17 protein-coding genes are annotated in these 14,050 nt (G+C 67.9%); 4 read left to right on the forward strand and 13 right to left on the reverse strand.

The window, feature by feature from the left end:
* Nucleotides 1-325: 325 nt before the first annotated feature.
* From ACV229_RS02915 to ACV229_RS02945, 7 genes are all read right to left on the reverse strand, one after another.
* Nucleotides 326-469, reverse strand: coding sequence for a hypothetical protein (locus ACV229_RS02915; protein WP_448081627.1), 144 nt, complete (start codon nucleotides 467-469; stop codon nucleotides 326-328).
* Entirely contained in the window at nucleotides 466-840 is a 375-nt protein-coding gene (locus tag ACV229_RS02920) for a GFA family protein (RefSeq protein WP_448081628.1), read from the reverse strand. The genes ACV229_RS02915 and ACV229_RS02920 overlap by 4 nt, the downstream gene beginning before the upstream one ends.
* A gap of 188 nt (nucleotides 841-1,028) precedes the next feature.
* Nucleotides 1,029-1,955: a LysR family transcriptional regulator gene (locus tag ACV229_RS02925; protein ID WP_448081629.1), complete on the reverse strand. Its 927-nt coding sequence runs from the start codon at nucleotides 1,953-1,955 to the stop codon at nucleotides 1,029-1,031.
* 135 nt (nucleotides 1,956-2,090) lie between these two features.
* The gene (locus tag ACV229_RS02930) at nucleotides 2,091-2,600 is read right to left on the reverse strand and encodes a hypothetical protein (protein ID WP_448081937.1); all 510 of its coding nucleotides are present in this window, start codon (nucleotides 2,598-2,600) and stop codon (nucleotides 2,091-2,093) included.
* Between the two features lie 180 nt (nucleotides 2,601-2,780).
* Entirely contained in the window at nucleotides 2,781-3,233 is a 453-nt protein-coding gene (locus ACV229_RS02935; protein ID WP_448081630.1) for a sodium:proline symporter, read from the reverse strand.
* Complete coding sequence (locus tag ACV229_RS02940; RefSeq protein ID WP_448081631.1) at nucleotides 3,223-3,891, reverse strand: nitroreductase; 669 nt, start codon at nucleotides 3,889-3,891, stop codon at nucleotides 3,223-3,225. The genes ACV229_RS02935 and ACV229_RS02940 overlap by 11 nt, the downstream gene beginning before the upstream one ends.
* Nucleotides 3,892-4,072: 181 nt before the next feature.
* On the reverse strand, nucleotides 4,073-4,987 hold the full coding sequence (locus ACV229_RS02945) for a LysR substrate-binding domain-containing protein (protein WP_448081632.1): 915 nt from the start codon (nucleotides 4,985-4,987) through the stop codon (nucleotides 4,073-4,075).
* Nucleotides 4,988-5,127: 140 nt separating this feature from the next.
* On the opposite strand from ACV229_RS02945, the gene ACV229_RS02950 reads away from it, so the two are divergent.
* From ACV229_RS02950 to ACV229_RS02960, 3 genes are all read left to right on the forward strand, one after another.
* Nucleotides 5,128-5,319, forward strand: a complete 192-nt coding sequence (locus ACV229_RS02950) for a hypothetical protein (protein WP_448081633.1) — start codon at nucleotides 5,128-5,130, stop codon at nucleotides 5,317-5,319.
* Nucleotides 5,316-6,161, forward strand: a complete 846-nt coding sequence (locus tag ACV229_RS02955; protein ID WP_448081634.1) for an FAS1-like dehydratase domain-containing protein — start codon at nucleotides 5,316-5,318, stop codon at nucleotides 6,159-6,161. The genes ACV229_RS02950 and ACV229_RS02955 overlap by 4 nt, the downstream gene beginning before the upstream one ends.
* A gap of 355 nt (nucleotides 6,162-6,516) precedes the next feature.
* Nucleotides 6,517-7,965, forward strand: a complete 1,449-nt coding sequence (locus ACV229_RS02960) for an MFS transporter (protein WP_448081635.1) — start codon at nucleotides 6,517-6,519, stop codon at nucleotides 7,963-7,965.
* 165 nt (nucleotides 7,966-8,130) lie between these two features.
* Here ACV229_RS02960 and ACV229_RS02965 read toward each other — a convergent pair whose 3' ends face one another.
* The 4 genes from ACV229_RS02965 to ACV229_RS02980 all read right to left on the reverse strand — a co-directional run bounded on the left by ACV229_RS02965 (nucleotide 8,131) and on the right by ACV229_RS02980 (nucleotide 12,111).
* On the reverse strand, nucleotides 8,131-9,027 hold the full coding sequence (locus ACV229_RS02965) for a LysR family transcriptional regulator (RefSeq protein WP_448081636.1): 897 nt from the start codon (nucleotides 9,025-9,027) through the stop codon (nucleotides 8,131-8,133).
* A 485-nt stretch (nucleotides 9,028-9,512) separates the two neighbouring features.
* Nucleotides 9,513-9,896: a VOC family protein gene (locus tag ACV229_RS02970; protein WP_448081637.1), complete on the reverse strand. Its 384-nt coding sequence runs from the start codon at nucleotides 9,894-9,896 to the stop codon at nucleotides 9,513-9,515.
* A gap of 52 nt (nucleotides 9,897-9,948) precedes the next feature.
* Entirely contained in the window at nucleotides 9,949-10,899 is a 951-nt protein-coding gene (locus ACV229_RS02975) for a hydroxymethylglutaryl-CoA lyase (protein WP_448081638.1), read from the reverse strand.
* Between the two features lie 21 nt (nucleotides 10,900-10,920).
* Nucleotides 10,921-12,111 (reverse strand): CaiB/BaiF CoA transferase family protein, encoded by a 1,191-nt coding sequence (locus tag ACV229_RS02980; protein ID WP_448081639.1) that lies wholly within the window; start codon nucleotides 12,109-12,111, stop codon nucleotides 10,921-10,923.
* A 296-nt stretch (nucleotides 12,112-12,407) separates the two neighbouring features.
* Between ACV229_RS02980 and ACV229_RS02985 the strand changes: the two genes are divergently transcribed.
* Nucleotides 12,408-13,388, forward strand: coding sequence for a D-2-hydroxyacid dehydrogenase (locus ACV229_RS02985; protein WP_448081640.1), 981 nt, complete (start codon nucleotides 12,408-12,410; stop codon nucleotides 13,386-13,388).
* Between the two features lie 87 nt (nucleotides 13,389-13,475).
* Here ACV229_RS02985 and ACV229_RS02990 read toward each other — a convergent pair whose 3' ends face one another.
* Together ACV229_RS02990 and ACV229_RS02995 are read right to left on the reverse strand one after the other, a co-directional pair.
* A complete protein-coding gene (locus ACV229_RS02990) occupies nucleotides 13,476-13,733 on the reverse strand; it encodes a hypothetical protein (protein WP_448081641.1) in 258 nt (85 codons plus the stop codon).
* Nucleotides 13,734-13,749: 16 nt separating this feature from the next.
* Entirely contained in the window at nucleotides 13,750-14,037 is a 288-nt protein-coding gene (locus tag ACV229_RS02995; RefSeq protein WP_448081642.1) for a DUF4148 domain-containing protein, read from the reverse strand.
* Nucleotides 14,038-14,050: the final 13 nt, after the last annotated feature.

Raw genomic sequence — 14,050 nt, forward strand, 5'->3', positions numbered from 1 at the left:
TAAAGATATTCGCATAATCCATCTGCGCTGGGAGAACACCTGTACATCGCAAGACTGGTTATCGAAACATCTCGACCAGCGAGGCCATCGTTTCGGCCATCCCGTGTCTCCGAAAGCGCAACAGTCGTTCGATCCGACGACTGGGGACTCGGTAAACAAGGAAAGCCCCCTGCCGGGCAGTCGAGACACTAGAAGTTCGACTTTTGCCGGGAACCCTCTGATCACGATGGACGACTTCGAAAGGCACGGAAGGTGCATATCGCGTAGCGTTTACGCAGAGGTGCCGAAAAATCCATGCGAAAAGTGCTGCGCCCGAAATTCGGGGCTACTGTTGCCGTTGGCGATTACGCCCCGTGCCTTTTCCGCCCGCCAACCGGCTTTCCGAAATCAGCAAACACTGCACCGGATGCGCGACCTCGGCCGCGAACCCGCCCGCGACGAACAGGACGATGGCCAGCAGGCGTTTCACGCGTCCTCCACGACGGACAGGCTCGCGCCGTCCGCGACCGTCGCGTCGAGCGCGTACGGATCGACGCCGTCGAGGCAGCCGAGATTGACGCGCCAGAGAGCCGAATCCTTGCGCGTCTGATGGAACGGATGGATCCCGCAGTGCTTGCAGAAATAGTGCCGGGCCACGCGCGTGTTGAACTGATACAGCGTCAGCGCGTGCTCGCCTTCGAGGATCCTGAGTTCGTGGCCATCGAACATCGGGCTCATCAGCACGCCCTTGCGGCGGCACAGGCTGCAGTTGCAGCGGCCGGCCGGCGTGATGGCGGTGCGGACTTCGAATTTCACGGCCCCGCAGTGGCAGGACCCTTTGAGCCAGGCAGCTTCTTGCATGGTGCGCTCCGAGTGAGGTAGAGCCTGTGTTATAGCGCATGCGACGGATCGCCATGTATCGCGATGTATCTGCGTCGCGCATCGATACACCGCGTTTCAATTCGACCACCCATCGCGCGCAAAGTGGGCAGAGAAGCGGGAACGACGCATATCGCCGGCCGGCGGAAACGATGCTGCTGAAGCGTGGTTCAGGCGCTGTCGGTGATCGACGCCATCTGCGCAAAGTGCTCGCGCAGGCGCGGCGCCGCGAAATCGACGAACGCCCGCACCTTGGGAACCGACAGGCGCCCGTGCGGCGTCAGCAGATGAATCGGCAGCGGCGCATGCTCGCTGTCGCGCAGCACGATCTTCAACGCGCCGGCCTTGACCTGGTCGGCGACGTGATACGAGAACATCCGCGTGACGCCGCGGCCGGCAACCGCCGACGCGACCGCGCCGCGAATCGTGTTGACGATGAAGCGCGGCGTGAACTGGACCACTTGCGGAATCGCCGCCTGCCCCGTTTGCGGGAAGCTCCACGAATCGAGCCCGAAGTGCGTCATCGATACGATCTGGTGCTGCGCGAGATCGGCGGGCTCGCGGATCGGCGGATGCGTCGCGAGATAGTCGGGCGACGCGACCACGACGCGCCGCACCGCGCCGACCGGAATCGCGACCAGCGTCGAATCGGCCAGGTGCGCGATGCGCAGCGCGACGTCGATGCCCTCGTCGATCAGGCTGACGGGACGGTCGAGCAACTGCAGGCGGATCGACACGGCCGGATGGCGGTCGATGAATTCGTCCACGAGCGGGCGCAGCACGTCCTCGCCCGCCGCAACCGGTGCCGTCACGGTCAGCAGGCCGCGCGGCGCCGACCGCTCGTCGGCCACCAGCACGTCGGCCTCCTCGAGATCGGCGAGGATGCGGCGGCAGGCGGCCGCGTACCGCTCGCCCGCCTCGCTCAGCCGGATCGTCCGCGTCGTGCGGTACAGCAACGCGGTGCCCGTATGCTCCTCGAGAAACGCGATGGCTCGGCTCACCGCCGCCGGCGAGCGGCCGAGGCGGCGGCCCGCTCCTGCGAGGCTGCCCTCGTCCAGCGTGGCGACGAACACCTTCATCGCATCGATTCGGTCCATGTCCGGTCAGAGGCGGCAGAAAAGACGATCGTGCAGTCTACCGCACGGCAGACGCGGTTCGATTGCCGCGTCGATCCCGGTCGAATCGATACTTGCCGCCGACAGCAAGAAGCGCGGCGCGCTCGAAACGTCGGCCTAACGCCGTCGCATTCCGCCGGTACCGCTCATCCCGCCGAATCGATGCATTCCGCCGAACCCGCTACCCGCACCGACGGGGGATGGCGCGCGATGAAAGCCCGTTCCCATCGGCACACCAAAGCGGCGATGATCCATCTGATTGAAGCGGCCGAAATGATCAAAGCGATGGAAATGATGGAAGCGATGGAAACGGTCGACAAAGATGAAGCTCACGCCCGCGCCGAGGAACAGCGGCGGCCCCCAATACCAAGGGTCGGCATACGGGTAAGCCGCGAGCGGATACCACAGGATGCTGCCGTCGGGACTTTGCACGATCTGCCATGTCCCGTCGCTTTGCAGACACGCACGCCCCGCGACATGCTGCTCGGTGCCGTCGATTTCCGCCTGCCCGACGACCGCACGGCAATCGGTGCTGTCGGCCGCTGAATTGTCATACATCTGCGCAAACACAGCCGCGGGAAAACCGGCACAGACGAGACCCATCCCGAATCGAAGCAAGTTGCGCATGATCGGCTCCTGCATGGCTCGCGACCGCTTGACGCCCGGCTCATCGATTTGCTTGAGCAAAATCATGACGCGCCGTAGCAGCTCGCTGCCCGGTGCAGGGTCGCTTGTCGATTAAACGGCGCGGCACGCCCGGTTATTCCACGGGCTCGACCGGGAACCTGTGACAATCGTTGCCGTTCGTTACCGTCGAACGACGCGGTAAATCGCAGCTGCCGCAATCCCGAATCCCAGATGGGCCGCGAGCGTAATCACGCCACGAACCGGAATGAACCACGGGAAGATCGCAGTGAATGCGTGGAGGTTGATGCCATACAGAACGAGTCCGAACGCGCCCCCGGCGGCCAGCGCCGACCGGAACGACATGCTGCGGACCAACCTCGCCAGCAAGGCCGTATAGGCAAGCGACAGGGAAAAATGCACGACTGTCGCCACGCCCATGACCAGCGGATCGAAGCCGCCGGGTGATGCGAGCACGCGTCGTCCCATCACGATGGCTGCCGTGAGGCGCGCGTCGCGAATCAGGTTCCGAATGACGTCGTCGCCGGCGATCCCCCAGAGCAGCGTTTCCACGACCGTCGACGCGACCGCCGCGCCGAACGCGGCCCAGAAAATCGCGACCGGATTACGACGCACGTTCGCAATCTGTCCAATACGCAAACGGATCGCGATGATTGGGGTAGTTCTCGTCCAGCCATTTCAGCAAGGTCGCACGGGCACGGTCCAGATCGGCTTTCAACGACGAACTCGTCAATTCATGCACTTCGCTGACTTTTTCCCGATCGATCACGAAGCAGTGCCAGTCGGGGCCTTCGAGCTCCGGATCATCGGCCGCCGTCCCTGATCGTCCCCAGTCGAAGCCCTTGCGAGCGTCGATGTAGTAACGGGGATGCACTTTCAGATAGGACATCTCGCCGCCCTGCAAGCTGCTCTCCGCTCGCAGGACATCGTGCCGGTCGACGATCTGCGTGACGCCAGGAAGCTGTCGGGATCGCCATCCGGCAGGCAGCGTTGCCACGGCATGAACGTCGTCATATGCGCCCCACTCCAGGCCCCAGGCTTCGGCCATGCGCTTCATGAACGCGTCCGCATTCGGGTAGCCGCGCAGCTGGATTCGTGTCGACAGCGTGACTTCGACTCGGCCGCGCACGGCTGGATCGACGCCGGCGCCGTCATCCGGCGCGTCGAACGGATTACCGGAACGTGACGCGCGATTCGCTTCCGCAGGCGGAACGCCCGAGAACAGCTGGTCAAGTGCCGCGCGCGCTTTTGCCGACTTGTCTGGCCGATCCATCGCTCACCTCTCGCTCATATTGGGATTCTCGCTCCGAAACACTAACACGCATTTCTGTCCGTGCTTCTCGCTGCAGATCTGCGGCGACGCGATTGTCCGCAACCCGCAGACGAATGCGTCGAACGTGCGGCGCGCCCTCTTTTCCTGCGTGCCGTGTCGTGTGCTTGCTCGCGTGGCGACATCAACGCGGTGCGTCGTTCTGCGGGCCGTGCGGCACCGCCGTGAGCGTTTCGAGCAGCCGGTCCCGGAACGGATTCGGCGTGGCCGCGACGCGCGGCACGCATACGCGCAGGTCGCGGCGCGCCCACGTCTCGGCAAGCTTCAGCACGACCGCGTTCGCGGGCGTGCCGTCGGCCACGGCCGAACGCGCGACGATCCCGATTCCCGCTCCCGACGCGACGAGCTTGACGATCGACGCGTAGCTCGACACCTGCACCCGGACGTCCAGCAGCCCCCCGAGCGCGCCCGCATGCCCCATCAGGAACGTGTGCAGCGCCGCCCCCGTCTGCAGGCTGATGAACGGCCGGCCGAGACACGCGGCGAACGCGATCTCCGCGCACTCCGCAATGTCGCTGCCGCGCGGCGCGACGACGACGAGCTCGTCCTGCCGGTACGGGACGAACTCGAGATCGGGGTGGCTGGCTTCGAGCGCCACCACGCCGATGTCCGCGCGGCCTGCCGCGACGGCGGCGACGATCTCGTGGCTCGTGCGCTCCTCGAGCGAGATCCGCACGTTCGGATAGCGCGCGAAGAACCGGCCGAGATCGTCCGGCAGATAGGCGTTGATCGCGTTGTTGTTCGCGAAGAACGTCACGTGGCCGATGAGCCCGTGCGCGAACGGCGCAAGATCCGCGTTCATCTGCTCGAGCTGCGCGAGGCAACGGCGCGCGTGCTCCATCACGATGCGCCCGGCGGGCGTCGGCGCGACGCCGCGCGCCAGCCGCTCGAGCAGCGGCGCGCCGACCGCGCCCTCCAGCCCCTTCACGCGCAGGCTCACCGACGACGGCGCGAGATGGCAGCGCTCGGCGCCGCGCGTGAGGTTGCCTTCCTCCGCGACGGCCAGGAAAACCGCCAGGTCGGTCAATTCGTATCGCATCTGTCGGCTCCGGAACGGGATCCGCCGATTGTGCGGCGAGTGTTCGGATCTGGCAAACGGTGCATTTGGATCTTCCCGATGGTTGTCCTTGCGACGCGGGATGATACTGCGCGCAAGCAGGCACCGTTCCGGAGACGCGAATGATTCAACCCTATCATCCCCATTCCCCGCTGCCGCTCGCCGGCCTGACCGTCGTCGCGGCCGTCCTGACCGCGACGCAGGCGCGCGCGCGATGCGACAGCGGGCGGTTCGCCCGAGCACCCGCGCTCGGCCAGCACCCCGTTGCGATCCGCGCCGAACGCGCGACCGCCCGCGGCGAGGTGGCGGCATGAACGGCATCGACCTCCCGCTGCTGTGCGAATGGGTCGGCCGGTCGATCGACGACCGCGACGAGCTGTCGGTCCGCCATGCGCGGCTGATGGCGGCCACGCTGGGCAGCGACCCGTCGCGGCTCGAAACCGGCGCACCGCTGCCGCCGCTGTGGCACTGGCTCTTTTTCCTCGAAGGCTTGCCGCCCGACCAGCTCGGGCGCGACGGCCATCCGCAGCGTGGCGGGTTCCTGCCGCCGGTGCCGCTGCCGAATCGCATGTGGGCGGGCGGACGCGTGCAGTTCCACGCGCCGCTGCCGCTCGGCGCGCAGGTGTCCAGGTGCTCGACGATCCGCTCCGTCGAGCACAAGCGCGGCCGCTCGGGCGACCTCGTGTTCGTGACGGTGCTGCACGAAATCTCGACGGCCGGCGAAGTCGCGATCACCGAGGAACACGACATCGTCTACAAGGAAGCGTCGCCCGGCGGCACCGCGCGGCCCGCGCAGGCGCCTGCACCGGCCGTGCCCGAGCACCGCGACACATTCGTCGCGACGTCGACCACGCTGTTCCGTTACTCCGCGCTGACCTTCAACGGCCACCGGATTCATTACGACCAGGACTACTGCCGCGATGTCGAGGGCTACCCGAACCTCGTCATTCACGGGCCGCTGAACGCGACGCTGCTCGCCGGCTTTGCGGAGCGCGTCGCCGGCAAGCCGTTGCGCGCGTTCAACTACCGCGGCGTGCAGCCGGCGCTGCTCGGCAACGCGCTGACGCTCAACGCGGCCCGCACGGCCGACGGGTACCTGCTGTGGACCGCGCTGCCGGATGACAGCGTGTCGATGCGCGCGGACGCGATGTTCTAGGGAACGACGCGGCATTGCATGCGATGGCCGCCCCTGCCCCTCTCGCGGCGCTGGCGCTCGTCAGCACTTGCGCGGCGTTCTCTCCCGGGCGGCCGACCTGACTGCGCGCCGATGGGGACAGGTTCAGACGAAGCCTTTCTGGCCAGGAAAGGATGCTTGAGACATCCGCAATTATCGTGAGCGGGCAAATCGCCCACACTCTGCCGGACGATCGGCGTGCACCGGATCGCCTGACCGTTCGACGGACGGCTTGCGGACCGGCGAACGCCCGGTCGTGCGGCCGGCCGCTTCAACGGCGGAACGGCCGCAGCCAGCCCGGACGTGCGCCGCGGCATTCCGATAATCAGGAGACACGATGAACAGCCAATCTCTCGAACTGGGCGGCGACGCGGGCAGAACCGCGCCCGTCGCCCGCCCCGCCGATGCCGATACGGCGCCGCGCGCGACCCGCGACGTCACGTTCGGCGATTTCATGGACGACATGCCGGTCGGCGCGCTGCACCGGTTCGTCGTCTGGGTGATCGGCGTCGGGCTGTTCTTCGACATGTACGAGATCTTTCTCGTCAGCACGATCGGCACCGCGCTGCAGAACGAATACGGGTTGAACCGGCAAAGCGGCGATTTCAAGCTGCTGCTCGCGTCCGCATTCATCGGCATGTTCTTCGGCGCGCTGTGCCTCGGCAGCCTCGCCGACCGCATCGGCCGGCGCAAGGCGTTCCTGCTGACGCTGACCTGGTACAGCGCGTTCTCGCTGATCGGCGCCTTTTCGGTGAACGCCGACATGCTGGTCGTGTGCCGTTTCCTGACGGGCATCGGCGTCGGCGCGATCTACCCGGTCGCGGACAGCTTCCTGTCGGAGATCCTGCCGAAGGAGCGGCGCGGCCGCCTCGCCGCGTGGGCGTACACGACGTCGTATGTCGCGGTGCCGCTCGTCGGCTTCCTCGCGCTGTGGCTCAATCCGCTGCATATCGGCGGGATCGCGGGCTGGCGCATCATCCTCGCGATCGGCAGTCTCGGCGCCGTCTACGTGCTGCTCGTCCAGCGCCGGTTGCCCGAAAGCCCGCGCTGGCTGCTCGCGCAGGGCCGCACGGACGAAGCTCAGGCGGCGCTGCGGCGCTTCGCGGACAGCGCAGGCGTGCGCGTGCCGGCGCAGTTCGCCGCCTCCTCGGAGCCGCAGCGGCCGCTGTCGCTCTCCGAGCGCATCGCGCTGCTGCGCCGCAAGCCGTACGACCGGCGCTACCTGATGCTCGCGATCTTCCACCTGTTCCAGGGCTTCGGCTATTACGGCTTCGGCACGCTGGCGGGCACGGTCGTGAAGAGCCGCGGCTTCGACGTGACGGACAGCACGCTGTTCATCGCGCTGTCGTTCATCGGCTATCCGATCGGCTCGCTGCTGTCGATTCCGCTGCTCAACTGGATCGAGCGCCGCACGCTCGTGATTGGCTCGATCCTCGCGATCGCCGCGTGCGGCCTCGGCTTCGCGTATTCCGGCAATACCGTGCTGATCGTCTGCTTCGGCCTGCTGACGACCTGCGCGTCGAACGTGTTCAGCAACGCGTACCACGTGTACCAGGCCGAAATCTTTCCCGCCCGCGTGCGCTCGACCGCGATCGGCAGCACCTATGCGTTGTCGCGCATCGTCAGCGGCGCGTTGCCGTTCGTGCTGCTGCCGGTGCTGGCCCAATACGGCGCCGGCGCGATGTTCGGCGTGATCTCGGTCGCGCTCGGGATCGTCGCCGTCACCCTGCGCGTGCTCGGGCCGCTGACCACGCGGCGCAGCCAGGACGAGATCAATCCGGTGTGACGGCGGCGTTCGCAGCTAGCGGCGCGGTGAGCGATCATCGCCGGCTGTCGTTCGCTTCGAAGAGCCGGGCCGATGCGCCCGGCTTTCGTCGTGTTCGCGCGTGGCGCAGGGAAACGGCGAAGCACACAGGCCACACGACCGTCATGCAATGACGGCGATGCGCGCTCAGCGCGCCGACATGAAATCGAACAGGTTCGCGATGTCGGTCGTCAGCACGGTGCCCGCCTTCACGCCCACCCACAGCGTGCGCGTCGCCCACGCATCGTCGAGCTTCACCACGCACAGCCGCGAGCCGGCGCGTTCGGTCGTCACCGCGTCGCGCGGCAGGATGCCGATCCCGAGCCCCGCCTCGATCATCCGGCTCACCCCGTCGAAATTCGACACCTGGATCCGCAGCTTCAACGAGCGTTCGACCGCGAAGGCGGCGTCGGTCATTCGCGCGAGCAGCGAGCTGCCGTCGCTGAGCCCGACATAGTCCTCGTCGAGCGTATCGGCGAAGCGGATCGATGCGCGCTCGGCGAACCGGTGCCCGCGCGGCACGAGCAGCACGAGTTCGTCGCGCCGGTACAGACGGCGCTCGATGCCGGGCGCCGGCACGTTGTCGGCGAACACGCCGAGATCGGTCTTGCCGGCCGTGAGCGCATCGACGATCTCGTGGCTCAGGCGCTCTTCGAGGCTGACCTTGATGCCCGGATGCGCGGTCAGGAAACCGGCGAGGTCGACCGGCAGGAACTGGACGATCGCGGACGTGTTCGCCCACACGCGGATGTGTCCGCGCACGCCGGCGACGTAGTCGCTCATCTCGTGCGCCATCCGGTTCACCTGGTCGATCACCTTCGCCGCATGGTCGAGCAGCGCGCGGCCCGCAGGCGTGAGTTCGACGCCGCGCGCGTGCCGGACGAACAGCGCGCTGCCGGTCACGCTCTCGAGTTCCGCGATCCGCTTGCTGACCGCGGACAGCGTGAGCTGGCCGTGCTCGGCCGCCTTCGTCAGGCTGCCGTGTTCCGCGACGAGCGCGAACACCCGCAGCGACTGCAGATCGAAATGAAGCGGATTCACCATATCGTGGGTCCCGAGGGTGTCGCGCGGCACGCGTGGAAGAAGGATGCGATTGCATTCGACGCAGGCAGACCGATACGCGATCCGTTGCCGGTCATGAATCTATGCGCGTCGCGCCGGCATGAGGAATCGCAGCGGCCGACGGATCGAGACCCGGCGCCCTCATGTCGTTCGAATGCTCACTGTACCGGTAGTGGAACGCGCGACAAAGTACGGGATAACGCACCATTCGAAGCCGGGCGTCGGACGCGGTCCCGCCCGGATGGCAAGGCAACAGCTACGCATAGCGCCGTCTTCTGTCCTCCAGCGCAACGGCGCGGCGAGCATCGCCCGACCCGTTGGCCCTCCACCAGTCGGCGATCGCGATCGCCGACGCGTGTGCGTCTTGCGGCGCAACGCAAACGCGCGCGGGGGCCGGATCGCCCGGCCGCGCGCGCGAGACTTCCGCGTTGCCGCGCAATCGACGCACGGCAAGCCGCAGGCAAACGTCAGATCAGTTCCGAGATCTCGATCAGGTTGAGATCCGGATCGCGCACGTAGACGGAGCGGATCTTCTGCGTTGCGCCCGTGCGTTCGACCGGCCCTTCGACGATCGGCCATTCCATGCGCTTCAGGTGCGCGATCACGTCGTCGAGCGGCACCGACGCGATGAAGCACAGGTCGAGCGCCCCCGGCGCCGGCAGGTGCGCCTTCGGCTCGAACTCCGATCCGCGCACGTGCAGGTTGATCTTCTGGTTGCCGAAGCGGAACGCGATCCGTCCCGCGCCGAAGGTTTCGAGCTGCATCTGCAGCACTTCCGTATAGAAATGCTTCGTCGCGTCGGGGTCGACGCACGTCAGCACGAGGTGATCGAGGTGGTCGATCAGCGCCATGTTCTTCTCCTTGTCGTGGATGTCCGGACGTCGCGAAGCGTCGCGCGCACCGTCATGAAAACGCCTGCTGCGACGGCATCTGGCCGTCCGCGGGAACGGGATGGAGGTCCGAGCGGCGCCCGGCCTTCAGGATCTGGCTCGGCACGTCATGCCCGATCAGCGCCGGCAGCCGCGCGGCCGCGTCGAGCGCCGCCGCGAGGTCGATGCCCGTATCGTAGCCGTCGAGCTCGAGCATGTGCACGAGCTCCTCGGTACAGACGTTGCCGGTCGCGCCGGGCGCATACGGGCAGCCGCCGAGCCCGCCGAGCGACGCGTCGAAGCGTACGATGCCCGCGTCGAGCGCGGCGAGCGTGTTCGCGAGCGCCATCCCGCGTGTGTTGTGGAAGTGCAGCGTGAGTTCGAGCGCGCCGAAGCGATCTGTCGCGCGTTCGCACAGCTCGCGCACCTGCGACGGGTACGCCATGCCGGTCGTGTCGCACAGCGTGACGCCCTGCACGCCGAGATCCGCGAAACGCTGCATCCACGCGAGCACGGCTTCGGCCGGCACATCGCCTTCCATCGGGCAGCCCATCGCGGTCGACAGCGACACGTTGACCGCGACGCCTGTGCCGCGCACCGCATCGATCACATCGCGCAGCTGCGCGAACGACTGCTCGCGCGTCATCCGCAGGTTGGTCCGGTTGTGGCTCTCGCTGACCGACATCACGAGGTTCACTTCGTCGACGTCGCACGACAGCGCGCGCTCGGCGCCGCGCACGTTCGGCACGAGCACCGTATAGACGACGCCCGGCACGCGCACGATGCCGTGCATCACGCCTTCCGCATCGCGCAGCGCCGGGATCGCCTTCGGCGACGTGAACGACGTCACTTCGATCTTCGCGTACCCGCACGCGCTCAGCGCGTCGACGAGCGCGATCTTGTCGTCGGTGTCGACGTAGCGGGCTTCGTTCTGGAAGCCGTCGCGTGTCGCGACTTCATTGAGGTAGAGCCGTTTGCCTTTCATCGTCAGGTCGTCCGTCAGGGTTCAGATCACGCCGCGCGCGCGCCAGCCGTCGCGCGTCGCCGCATCGATGCCGAGCGAGTCGAGCACGGCGTCGGTGTGCGCGCCGAGCGCGGGCGCCGCGCGCTCGATGCGTCCGGGCGTCGCGCCGAGCTTCGGCACGATGCCCGGTACGAGAACCGGCGTGCCGTCCGGCAGCGTGTCGTCGACGATCATGTCGCGCGCACGGTAATGCGGATCGGCCGCGATGTCGGCGACGTCGTAGATCCGGCCCGACGGAATGCGCGCTTCGTTCAGCGCGGCCAGCACGTCGTCGAGCGCGTGTTGCGCGGTCCACGCGCCGATCGCCGCGTCGATGCGCGCGACCTGCGCGACGCGGCCGTCGTTGTGCGCGAGCGCGGGATCATTGCCGAGGTCGGGCCGCCCGATCAGGTCCATCAGGCGCCGGAAGATGCTGTCGCCGTTGCCCGCGATCAGCGCGTACTTGCCGTCGCGGCACGCGTATGCATTGCTCGGCGCGATCCCGGGCAGGCTGCTGCCGGCCGCCTCGCGCACCGCGCCGAACGCCGAGTATTCGGGCAGCAGGCTCTCCATCATGTTGAACACGGACTCGTACAGCGCGACGTCGACCACCTGACCGTTGCCGCCCTGCTGCTCGCGATGCCGCAGCGCGAGCAGCACGCCGATCACGCCGTGCAGCGCGGACAGCGAATCGCCGAGCGACACGCCGACGCGCACCGGCGTGCGGCCCGGCTCGCCGGTCAGGTGCCGCAGGCCGCCCATCGCCTCGGCGACGACGCCGAAGCCCGGCCGGTCGCGATACGGCCCGGTCTGCCCGTAGCCCGACACGCGCAGCATGATCAGCCGCGGATTGAGCACCGACAGCACGTCCCAGCCGAGCCCCCAGCCTTCGAGCGTGCCGGGACGGAAGTTCTCGATCAGCACGTCGGCGTCGGCGGCGAGCCGGCGGATCACGTCCTGGCCTTCCGGCGTGCGCAGGTCGAGCGTCAGCGACGTCTTGTTGCGCGATTGCGCGGCCCACCAGACCGACGTGCCGTCGTGCAGCATCCGCCACTTGCGCAGCGGGTCGCCGGTGCCCGGCGGTTCCACCTTGATCACGTCCGCGCCGAACTCGGCGAGCATCCGGCCTGCGAAAGGCCCCGCGATCAGTTGCCCGAGCTCCAGCACGCGAATGCCGTCCAGCGGTCTCGTCATGGCTGTCTCCGAAGAAGTCGTGTTGTCCATGGCGGCGATCATGACCGGGTTCGGAAGCGCCGAATATCGATCGATGCTCAAGCAGCCTTTCCGGATCGGAAAGGCACGCGTCGGCGTGCGATCGCTCACCGGCGGGCCGAGGCGCCCGCGAGCCGGCTTTCCGTATCGGAAAGTGCGGTGGAGCAACGGGCAATGCGCGACGCCGCGCGGCGCGCACAATCGTGCGCTTGCCGCGTCCGCCGGACGCACGTCACCCTCACGTCACCCGCATGTCATCGAACCCCACAGGCGCCGCCATGTCCCACTCGTCAGCTTCGCTGAACATCGTCTTTCTCGATCGCGCGACATTGTCGCCGCACACCGTCCTGAAGCCGTTTCCGTTTCCGCACGAACTGCGCACGTTCGAGCGGAGCGCGCCAAGCGATGTCGCCGCGCGCATCCGCGACGCGGACGTCGTGATCGTCAACAAGGTCCGGCTCGACGCGGCGGCGCTTGCCGGCGCAACGCGGCTGCGGCTGGTCGCGATCGCCGCGACCGGCACCGACAACGTCGACCTGCACGCCTGCGCGGCGCGCGGCATCGTCGTGTCCAACATCCGCGGCTACGCGGCGCGCACGGTGCCCGAGCATACGTTCGCGCTGATCTTTGCGCTGCGCCGCAGTCTCGTCGCGTATCGCGACGCGGTGCGCGCGGGCCGCTGGCTCGACAGCGGCCAGTTCTGCTTCTTCGATTTTCCGATCCGCGACCTGGCCGGCTCGACGCTCGGCATCGTCGGCGACGGCGTGCTCGGACGTGCGGTCGCGGGCATCGCGCGCGCGCTCGACATGCGCGTGCTGTTCGCCGCGCATGGCGCCCATACCGATCCGCAAGCGGGCTACGCGCCGCTCGATACGCTGCTGCAACAGTGCGACGTGCTGTCGCTGCACTGCCCGCTGACGCCCGCGACCCGGCATCTGGTCGATGCGGCCGCGTTCGCGCGGATGGCGCGCCGGCCGCTCGTGATCAACACCGCGCGCGGCGGGCTCGTCGACGAAGCGGCGCTCGTCGATGCGTTGCGCTCGGGGCAGATTGCGGGCGCAGGGTTCGACGTCGTCACCGAAGAACCGCTGCCGGCCGCGCATCCGTTCCACGCAATCCTGTCGCATCCGGGGTTCATCCTCACGCCGCACGTCGGTTGGGCGAGCGACGAGGCGATGCAGGCGCTCGCGGATCAGTTGGTGGACAACGTCGCCGCGTTTCATGACGGCGCGCCGAGCAACGTCGTGACGGCGAGCTGAAGTCCGCGCGCGACGCGGGCCGCCGTCGTTGCGGCCCGCACGGCCTGTGCCGCATGCGTGCGGCGAACGCGTCGACGACGGCGGACCTCAGTGCGCCGGCGCAGCCCCGCGGCCGGTGTCCGGCGCCGGCTGCGGCGCGTTCGCATCGATGTGCCGCGTCGCACGCGGGGCCGCGCTTTCGGCCGCACTGTCGGCCGCGCTCAGCGGCTGCAGCTCGCGCAACACGTTCGCGCGATTGCCGTTGTCGTCCGGCAATTGCGGCTGCCCTCGTGCAAAGGCCGGCGCGACTGCTGACGCCAGCAGCGCCAGCAGCACGATCAGCGGGAGTCGGGACGGGAGGTTCATCGTGCATACGCCCGCGTCACTGCTCGCTCGACGTCGGCACGGACGCCGACGCGTGGCTGGCGGTGACGCCCTGTTCGCCGTGGCCGAGCGCATACAGCTCGCGATTGCGCTCGATCGTCCGCTGGCTCGGCGGATAGTCCCAGTTCGGCGCGGGTACGGTGCCGTCGCGCTGCGCCTGGATCAGATCGGCGATCACTTGTGCGCGCGTCACGCCGCTTGTCGTGGTCGTCTGCGCGAAAGCGGCGGCCGGCATGCCGATCGCGATGGTGAGCAGTGCGGCGGCGGCCATCAGTTTGCGTTTCATGGTGGTGCTCCTC

The sequence above is a fragment of the Burkholderia sp. MR1-5-21 genome (assembly GCF_053427715.1).

Coding starts and splice junctions, on each gene's coding strand:
- ACV229_RS02920 (WP_448081628.1), bottom strand. CDS start 840: ATGCAAGAAGCTGCCTGGCTCAAAGGGTCCTGCCACTGCGGGGCCGTG.
- ACV229_RS02925 (WP_448081629.1), bottom strand. CDS start 1,955: ATGGACCGAATCGATGCGATGAAGGTGTTCGTCGCCACGCTGGACGAG.
- ACV229_RS02930 (WP_448081937.1), bottom strand. CDS start 2,600: ATGCGCAACTTGCTTCGATTCGGGATGGGTCTCGTCTGTGCCGGTTTT.
- ACV229_RS02940 (WP_448081631.1), bottom strand. CDS start 3,891: ATGGATCGGCCAGACAAGTCGGCAAAAGCGCGCGCGGCACTTGACCAG.
- ACV229_RS02945 (WP_448081632.1), bottom strand. CDS start 4,987: ATGCGATACGAATTGACCGACCTGGCGGTTTTCCTGGCCGTCGCGGAG.
- ACV229_RS02950 (WP_448081633.1), top strand. CDS start 5,128: ATGATTCAACCCTATCATCCCCATTCCCCGCTGCCGCTCGCCGGCCTG.
- ACV229_RS02955 (WP_448081634.1), top strand. CDS start 5,316: ATGAACGGCATCGACCTCCCGCTGCTGTGCGAATGGGTCGGCCGGTCG.
- ACV229_RS02960 (WP_448081635.1), top strand. CDS start 6,517: ATGAACAGCCAATCTCTCGAACTGGGCGGCGACGCGGGCAGAACCGCG.
- ACV229_RS02965 (WP_448081636.1), bottom strand. CDS start 9,027: ATGGTGAATCCGCTTCATTTCGATCTGCAGTCGCTGCGGGTGTTCGCG.
- ACV229_RS02970 (WP_448081637.1), bottom strand. CDS start 9,896: ATGGCGCTGATCGACCACCTCGATCACCTCGTGCTGACGTGCGTCGAC.
- ACV229_RS02975 (WP_448081638.1), bottom strand. CDS start 10,899: ATGAAAGGCAAACGGCTCTACCTCAATGAAGTCGCGACACGCGACGGC.
- ACV229_RS02980 (WP_448081639.1), bottom strand. CDS start 12,111: ATGACGAGACCGCTGGACGGCATTCGCGTGCTGGAGCTCGGGCAACTG.
- ACV229_RS02985 (WP_448081640.1), top strand. CDS start 12,408: ATGTCCCACTCGTCAGCTTCGCTGAACATCGTCTTTCTCGATCGCGCG.
- ACV229_RS02990 (WP_448081641.1), bottom strand. CDS start 13,733: ATGAACCTCCCGTCCCGACTCCCGCTGATCGTGCTGCTGGCGCTGCTG.
- ACV229_RS02995 (WP_448081642.1), bottom strand. CDS start 14,037: ATGAAACGCAAACTGATGGCCGCCGCCGCACTGCTCACCATCGCGATC.